Genomic DNA, 7,087 nt, shown 5'->3' on the forward strand with positions numbered 1-7,087 from the left:
TGAGTTGCGTCAGCCGTGGCCGGTGCCGGGTACGGTGAAAGTGCGGCTCGCTGTCGGGCTAGGCGTGCCATCGGAGGTGTATGCGATGGCCGTGATGGTTATGGTCTCATCATAGGTGCCTTGAGACACGTTGCGGCTGAAGGCTATTGACTGCCCCGGTCTTGCCGGCCCGTTGAAATCGTCAGTTACCAGCCGCGCGACGCGCATGTCGTTCGAAACGATGCTGCCGCTGATGTGATACATGCCGCTGGAGCTGCTACCCTCCATCGTCCCGGCGATCTCCGGTGCCGCGCATGGCGTGTTGTCGATCACCATCGGGTCGATCGTCAGGAGCGGTGAGAAATAAGAGCCATCCCCATCGGCGTTGAAAAAGCGGCATTTGAACTCGGCCTTCTTGCCGGCGGTATTTGCAGCATCGTAGGCGTAGCGGACGAGCCCACCGTCGGCATATTCTGTCATGCTGGCATATGCTTTCGGCTCACCGCCGTCATAGGTGCGATAGACGGCTTCTGCGCTGGCACCGCCGGCGACAGCAGTGAATTTCACCCTGGTCTCGTAGCTACCGTCCGGATACCGCACCACAGCCGCTGTGGACGGCCTGGCCGGAGTATCAAGCTCCGACTCGTAGGACATGTCCGGCACCTCCGGCGGCGGCAGCGCCTCGTCTGTCGACGGGTTCCATGGCGGCAATGTCGGCCACACCACGAAAGGGATCTCCACCGTACCCTCATCATCGTTTACTCGCGGCGCGCCGATGGCGCAGGTTTCGATGATGTCGAGATCTGGGATTTCAATGGCCGCCACTGTCTTGCCCCAGGCGGCCATGCCGACGAAATTGGTCTTCAGCACTCCCGCGTCGGCCCGCGCCAGCGCAAACAGGCGCCTGGCAATGCGTTGCGCCTGCGCCGCGGATGGGCAGAAAGGCAGGTCTACATCGTAGATCTGCTCGCCAACGCGATCGATTTCTTCCTGCACGCGCGCCCAGGCGATTCCGGTCAGGTCGATTTCCGACATCTCATAGTTGCGCTCGGGCGAGTAGTATTTCACCCGGCAGATGTTCGGCCGCTCGACACTCTCCGGTCCGGAGCGATACTGCAGATCAATCACGTGCCGCGCCGGAATGGTGATCTCCGGCACTCGCACATCGTCGATCAGCCGCAGCGCGATGCGATTATCGTCGGTCTGGACGATCTCTGCGCCAATCGAGCGCAGGAACTGCTCCATCACTTGGCCGCGCGGCGTCTCCGATGTCCACATGCCCCATGATCTGGCGCGCGGCTCCGTCCCGGTGCGCGTCGCCGCCAGCGCGTCGGCCTTCGTCGCTTCGGTAGCGATCACGGCGTAGTCGAAGTCTGCAGCCGCTAGGGACGGGTAGCTGCGCAAAATATGAGCGCCGCACAAGATGCCATTGTCGCGATAGGCCCAGGTCCCTTCACCCGTCGCGGACTGTCCGGTAGTCCGCGGATCGAAGACTGGCTCCGAAAGTTGCACCCTTTCATAATCCGGCACGCCGCCCTGATATAGCTGCTGAAACTTCTTCTGTGCGTCTTCGTCGTCGAAGCCAGGCGAGACATACTTGACCAGCGATTGCGCGATGCCGCGCAGGCGATGGTCTGCTGTCCATAGGGTCGGAAACGCCGATACCAGATCAGGCCAGGCAGTTTCGGTGCCGTCGCCAACCTTGTTCTTGATCGTCACCCACGAGCCGTTCTTCCTCGCCCATGGTGGCGATGAGACCGCCCCATTCGGCTCGACCTTAACCTCGCGCTCCCCAAGAAAGTGCTGCTCGACCGCCGTCACCTTGCCGCGCGTGTGACAGATCAGGCGATAGCGATTCTTGCCTCCGGACGTGTTGCCGAAGGCCTTCAGACCGCCCACGCGCACACGGCCAACGGCTCGGATTTCCGAACTGTCGCCCGACTCGAAAGTCGACTTGAACTGGCCCGGATCGATCTTCGGTGCCTGCCCACGTATGCTGGACAACAGCGACAGGCCGACGACGGCAGCGCCGATCACGACATTGCCGATCACTGCAGCGGAAACGGCCGGCAATATACTGCCGGCGCCAACCGATAGCAGCGCCGAGATAACGAAGCTGCCGATCGACACTGGATCGGCAAACGCGTGAGACGTCAGCGCCGGCAGGCAGATGCCAGCCAGCAAGACCTTGCGAATGTGTTTCATTCTGTCCCGCTAATCGTCAGGGGCGATTGCCCAGACCTTCACAAATCGGCGCGGTCGCAGCAGCGCCGTGCCTTTGGCCGCGCGCCAAAGTGCGATCCCGTCATGCGCCACGATCACACCCACCTCGCCGAAGCGGCTTGTCTCGACGACGCCGACGTCGCCAAGGCGCGGCCGATCGAATTCGTAGCGCAGGGGAAAGTTGCGCAGCGCGTTTTCCCAGATCGGCAACAGCCCGCCATGGCCAGCGATGAGCGAATGCGCCTCGTCTTGATTGTTGAACTTCAGCCGCGGCACCATGATGCCGCTGATAAGTTCCACCCAGCCGGCAGCGAACGAAGTGCAGTCATCGACGCTCCACTCAACCGTTTTGCCTTCGACGGCATCGACATAGGCCTGAAGCCTGGCGGCCCTATCGCTCACTTCCAGTTCTCCGACACCTTGACGCCAACGAAGTCGAAGCCCTTGTCGCCCGGGAAGCGTCCGCGCTGGTCGGCGCCGTTCCACTTGCCGCCGAAGGGAAAGTTCTGGCTCGACCACAGGCTTTCGAGCGTGACGGAGACGGTGCGCGCGCCGATGCCGGACCATTGCAGGACCGGACTGGTGATCTTGCCAGGGAAAAGCTGCGCCAGTCCGCGGGGCCACACGGTGCCCGTCTCACCATCGAACACCACGAAGTAGAGATCCGCGCGCCGGCCTTCGATCTGTCGGCGGGTTGCGTGCACCGACTTAAAAAACTCGCGGTTGGCGCCAGACAGGGTAATGTTGAGGGCGACGGCCCGCCCGAATCTGGGCTCCTCGACGTTCGACAGCGACACCAGCTGCCCGCTGATGGGGTCGGTGACGCCGCGCCACTCATGCCCACCAACGGTGACGCGGCCGGTGCCGGAATGCAGCCGGTGCAAGCCGGACGGCAAGTCCAGCGCGAGGAACCAGGCGCGCGCGATGTGCGGACGCGCCAACCAGTCAAGGTCGGCTTCGGAGAAGATCGGCATCATTAGTCCGTGAAGTAGTCGCGCAGGTCATAGTCTGGCACCTCAACAAAGATGACGGCCAGTCCATCCGCCACCTCGAGCCCCCTGGCCGCTGCCGCCGCGCTTTCGTTTTCGGGACGGAGAGCCATGATTGGCATCAGCGTGGCAAAGTCGCCCTTGACGATCGACCGACGCAATCTCGGCCAGATCCGGTAGGTTCCAGGTTCAAAAACTTCGGTGATCGTGTACATGCCGAAGTGGTTCGGCGCGAAACCGACATAGTCACCGACATCGAGCTTTTGCCCCCAAAACCCGTTCCGCAGCCGGACAATCGTGTCATCTCGGCCCGCCGACGCCGCCACCGTCTCAAGCGGCGGCGTCACCGCCCAGTTGCCGGTGTTGAACCAGGGATCAGCCCCGGCAATATTCCATGGCTTTCCGTTGGCCCACGGCATGCCGGCGCGTTGCTGATCTACACTCGCGAGTCCGCCCGCTTCAGCCACTGGCATCATGTCTGGATCGAAGAATGTCCAGCGCGTGGCATTCGCGCCACCATGCATCCCCGTCACCCAGCCGCGATAGCGCCGGAACATCGCGCCACTCATGGGCGCAAACGAGAACTGTAGCCGCCACAGGCCGAAAGGCGAGGCAAATGACTGCACGAAATTCTCGACCGACTGGCTCGCGCCGGCGCTGACGGCGCGTGGCCCGCTCAGCGGCTCGATAGCGACGACGCCGAGTCCCTGCGGCGGCGAGAGCAAACGGCCGGTCATCAGGCGCGTGTCCTTCTGATTTGACGTGTATCGACGCGGCGATCCACCACACCAGGCATCTTGGCACCCATGGCGGCCGTCGCGCGCCCCGCCTCGCCGCGGGCAACGGACTGCACGAACGGGAGCAGATTGCCGTTTCCATCAGTGGCCACGCCGACCGTCACATGCATGCTGCCGCGGCCGCCAGCTTTGCGCGGATCGTAGACATCAACCTGCTCCGTCGGCGATTTGCGGAATGCAACGACCTGGCTGTCAATGCCGCCTGCACCGCCCGGCAGGATGGTGCCGCCATTGGCAAAACCGATCAGGCCGCCGATCAGGCCCTGAAGCAGGCCGCCTCCGAACAGGCCGCCGCCGCCCTGCGCCAGATTCATCTGGTTGAGATATTTGAGCAGCGCCTGCCCAGCCTGCAGAAGTGCGTCTTTCCACGACAGGCTCTTGTCGATCAGGCCCTGCAGAACGCCGCTGAACCCATGGCCGAGCGTCTGCTGCGCATTTTCGATAGCGCGGCCGACGCCGTCGAATTCATTCTTTACCTTGGCAACCTTGCCGCTGCCGCCCTTCTTGCCGGCGCCGCCGATGTCGTCCAGCAGATCGCCGGTGTCGCGCAGCGCGTTGTTCATGCCGAGCACGGCCGGGGTCGAACCGGCAAAGGCTTTGCCAATTTCTCCCACCCAGTCATGCGAAAATGCGTCCTTGAAGCCTGAATAGATATCTTTTGCTGCCGCCGTGGCGGCACCGGTGCGACCGACACGCCCAACGCTGATGTCTTTTGGTAGCAGGCCAGTGCCGAGGATGCTGGACAGCGTCGAATTTCCGGATGCGTCCGCAAGTGCGGCAATGGGATTGAGTGTCCGGTAGAACTGCTTCACGGCTTCCAGGGCCAAATTCAGGAATTTCTCGATGCCGGCGAGCCACAGATTGCCGGCCTGCGCCGCGACATCCCCCATGATCGCCGGGAAATCATTCCAGATCGTCTTGACCGCCTTGAAGGTGCCGACCCACGCGCCAACAAAGAGATTGGCGGCGCCTTTCACGATGCCGACGACGTCAACGCCGATCGCCTTCTGGATCTCGTCGCGGAAATGATAGATGGCCGTCACAGCAATGGTGATGCCGACTGCCAGCGCCCCGAGCGGATTGGCGACAATGACCGCAGTCAGGAGGCGCACTGCCCCGACAAGGCCGACGGCGATAGCCGTCGCCAGACTGTTTGCCGCTGCCAGGATCGCGGGCGCGAACATCAGCGCCAGCGCGCCGGCAGCGACAGCCGCATCTTCCGCCAGGACAGGCAGGTACTCGACCGCCCTCACGACCCATTTCACGAAGCCGACCATCGCATCGGAGATCGTCGCAAGCGCAGGTGCGAGAGCGGCGGTCAGACCAAGGACGAGGCCATGGATAGCCCCGGTCATCTTGGACATGTTTTCCTCGAACTGCGCGGCCTTCGCTGCAGTGTTACTGCTGATCTCCAGCCCCAGCGCCTTGGCCTCTGCGAGCATGCCATTGAGCGCTGCCGAACCGCCATTGAGCAGCGGGATCATGTCGGCACCGGACTTGCCCATCAACTGCATGGCCAGGGCGGTCTTTTCTGCGCCGTTCGGCATCTTGGCGAACTTGTCGCTGATCTCCGCCATGACCTGGCTGGTGGTCTTCATCTTGCCGCCGGCGTCGGTGACGGAGATGCCGAGGCGCTCGAACGCCTTCGGCCCTTTGCCATGCGCCACATCGTCCATGTTCTTGGCCAGCTTGCCAACGCCGGTCTGCAGTCCCTCCATGGATATGCCGGCGACTTCCGCCGCATATTTGAGCTTCGATAGCTCCTCGATCGGAATGCCGATCTTGGAAGCCATCTTGTCCATTGCGTCGGCTTCCTTCAGCGAGTTGCGAACGCCCACAGCGATCGCACCGAGGGCGGCCGCAGCCGCAGCCGCGGCGGCGACGAAAGCCGTCTTCATGTAGCCGGCGAACTTGTCTGCACTCGACTGCGCCTGCTTCAGGCCATCCGAGAATTGGGCGGTGTCGATGCCCAAGTTGACGCGAAGGGCGCCGATCACAGCGTTGGTCATGATTTACCCTTCTCTGCCCATGCCGAGAATGCAGCGAACTCGCCGCGCCAGTCCGACGACCGCGATTTGACCGGTGCGTCGTGCAGTAGCGATTTCAGCTTTGTGAAGTTCGTCGGCTTTTCCGGCGCGTAGGCGGTCAGATAGGCCGTATGCCAAACCGCCCAGGCGCGGTTGTTGTGGTCGCGGCGCAGCCTGGTTGCGACGCCGTCCAGAACGAGATTGATTTCACGCAGGGTGAGGCGCCAGAACAGCTCGTAGGGCTGCCCGGCCTCGACCCAGGAGCGCACAAGCGACGGCCAGCCTATCCGGCCGTCGCCTTCGGAGGGTGGCCAGCACCTTCTTTCGCCTCGGGCGTGGCGGCGGCGAACGCATCGCCGATCAACCGGCCGGCCTCGTTCATGCCGATGCCGTCGATGATCGCGCCGACTTCCTTCACCGTGATGTCGTCGTGGTGATCGCGCAACGCGCCCCACATCACCGTCCGCAACAGCTTGATCGTCGCGGTCTTCGGGTCGCCAAGCAGGGCGCCGATTTCCGCGATCGATTTCGCCGTCGCGTCCTCGATCTCGCACATCGCATTGACGCCGAGCTTCAGCGTCCACGTCTTGCCGAGCGACTGGAACTCGACCTCGCCTCGTTCACGGTTTGCCATTATGCCACCACCGCAGCGGTTTCAGCGGTCGGAACAACCGTCGAGAACGCATCGTTCTTGCCGGTAACGGCGACGGAGATCTTCTTGCCGACATTGCCGACGACGGGGACATATGACGCGCCGGTGGCACCAGCGACGTTGGCAGCGTCAACCTTCCACTGATAGGTTACCTCCATAGCGCCAGCCCATGCGCCGCCGTCGACGGTGAGCGGAATGCCGACCTTGGCGACGCCGGTGATGGTGGGGACGATGAGGTTGATCGGCGCGGCCGGCTCGGTCATGATTGGCTCGCCGGAGACTTTGATCGTGAGGGTCGCCTGTTGATTTCCGCCAGGAACTGACCCGGGATTAGCGAATATTTCCATCGAGAAGTGACCCATGTTTGAACCTTGCCCCGCGTGTTTTCAGCGGGGGCTATGGAGTGATCGACATGGCGTT

Annotated in this window: 8 protein-coding genes; all 8 read right to left on the minus strand. The window is 62.9% G+C overall.

The features are described from left to right. Nucleotides 1-9 precede the first annotated feature (9 nt). Genes ABLE85_RS23445 through ABLE85_RS23480 form a run of 8 tightly spaced genes read right to left on the minus strand, consistent with a single transcriptional unit; the run spans nucleotide 10 to nucleotide 6,930 of the window. On the minus strand, nucleotides 10-2,163 hold the full coding sequence (locus ABLE85_RS23445; RefSeq protein WP_348795116.1) for a phage tail protein: 2,154 nt from the start codon (nucleotides 2,161-2,163) through the stop codon (nucleotides 10-12). 30 nt (nucleotides 2,164-2,193) lie between these two features. Further along, nucleotides 2,194-2,604, minus strand: a complete 411-nt coding sequence (locus ABLE85_RS23450; protein WP_348795117.1) for a hypothetical protein — start codon at nucleotides 2,602-2,604, stop codon at nucleotides 2,194-2,196. Further along, nucleotides 2,601-3,176 (minus strand): transcriptional regulator, encoded by a 576-nt coding sequence (locus ABLE85_RS23455; protein WP_348795118.1) that lies wholly within the window; start codon nucleotides 3,174-3,176, stop codon nucleotides 2,601-2,603. Before ABLE85_RS23455 ends, ABLE85_RS23450 begins: the two co-directional genes overlap by 4 nt. Before the next feature lie 2 nt (nucleotides 3,177-3,178). Further along, complete coding sequence (locus ABLE85_RS23460; protein WP_348795119.1) at nucleotides 3,179-3,928, minus strand: hypothetical protein; 750 nt, start codon at nucleotides 3,926-3,928, stop codon at nucleotides 3,179-3,181. Then, a complete protein-coding gene (locus ABLE85_RS23465; protein ID WP_348795120.1) occupies nucleotides 3,928-5,997 on the minus strand; it encodes a phage tail tape measure protein in 2,070 nt (689 codons plus the stop codon). Before ABLE85_RS23465 ends, ABLE85_RS23460 begins: the two co-directional genes overlap by 1 nt. After that, nucleotides 5,994-6,284: a hypothetical protein gene (locus ABLE85_RS23470; protein WP_348795121.1), complete on the minus strand. Its 291-nt coding sequence runs from the start codon at nucleotides 6,282-6,284 to the stop codon at nucleotides 5,994-5,996. The genes ABLE85_RS23465 and ABLE85_RS23470 overlap by 4 nt, the downstream gene beginning before the upstream one ends. 14 nt (nucleotides 6,285-6,298) lie before the next feature. Continuing rightward, complete coding sequence (locus ABLE85_RS23475; RefSeq protein WP_348795122.1) at nucleotides 6,299-6,649, minus strand: hypothetical protein; 351 nt, start codon at nucleotides 6,647-6,649, stop codon at nucleotides 6,299-6,301. Next, entirely contained in the window at nucleotides 6,649-6,930 is a 282-nt protein-coding gene (locus tag ABLE85_RS23480; RefSeq protein WP_348795123.1) for a hypothetical protein, read from the minus strand. Before ABLE85_RS23480 ends, ABLE85_RS23475 begins: the two co-directional genes overlap by 1 nt. Nucleotides 6,931-7,087: the final 157 nt, after the last annotated feature.

The sequence above is a fragment of the Mesorhizobium sp. KR1-2 genome, assembly GCF_040045035.1.
In the GTDB taxonomy this organism is placed as follows: domain Bacteria; phylum Pseudomonadota; class Alphaproteobacteria; order Rhizobiales; family Rhizobiaceae; genus Pseudaminobacter.

Bases quoted from the DNA above. Each gene is read 5' to 3' on its own strand.
- ABLE85_RS23455 (WP_348795118.1), bottom strand. From the start codon at position 3,176: ATGCCGATCTTCTCCGAAGCCGACCTTGACTGGTTGGCGCGTCCGCAC.
- ABLE85_RS23460 (WP_348795119.1), bottom strand. From the start codon at position 3,928: ATGACCGGCCGTTTGCTCTCGCCGCCGCAGGGACTCGGCGTCGTCGCT.
- ABLE85_RS23465 (WP_348795120.1), bottom strand. From the start codon at position 5,997: ATGACCAACGCTGTGATCGGCGCCCTTCGCGTCAACTTGGGCATCGAC.
- ABLE85_RS23475 (WP_348795122.1), bottom strand. From the start codon at position 6,649: ATGGCAAACCGTGAACGAGGCGAGGTCGAGTTCCAGTCGCTCGGCAAG.
- ABLE85_RS23480 (WP_348795123.1), bottom strand. From the start codon at position 6,930: ATGACCGAGCCGGCCGCGCCGATCAACCTCATCGTCCCCACCATCACC.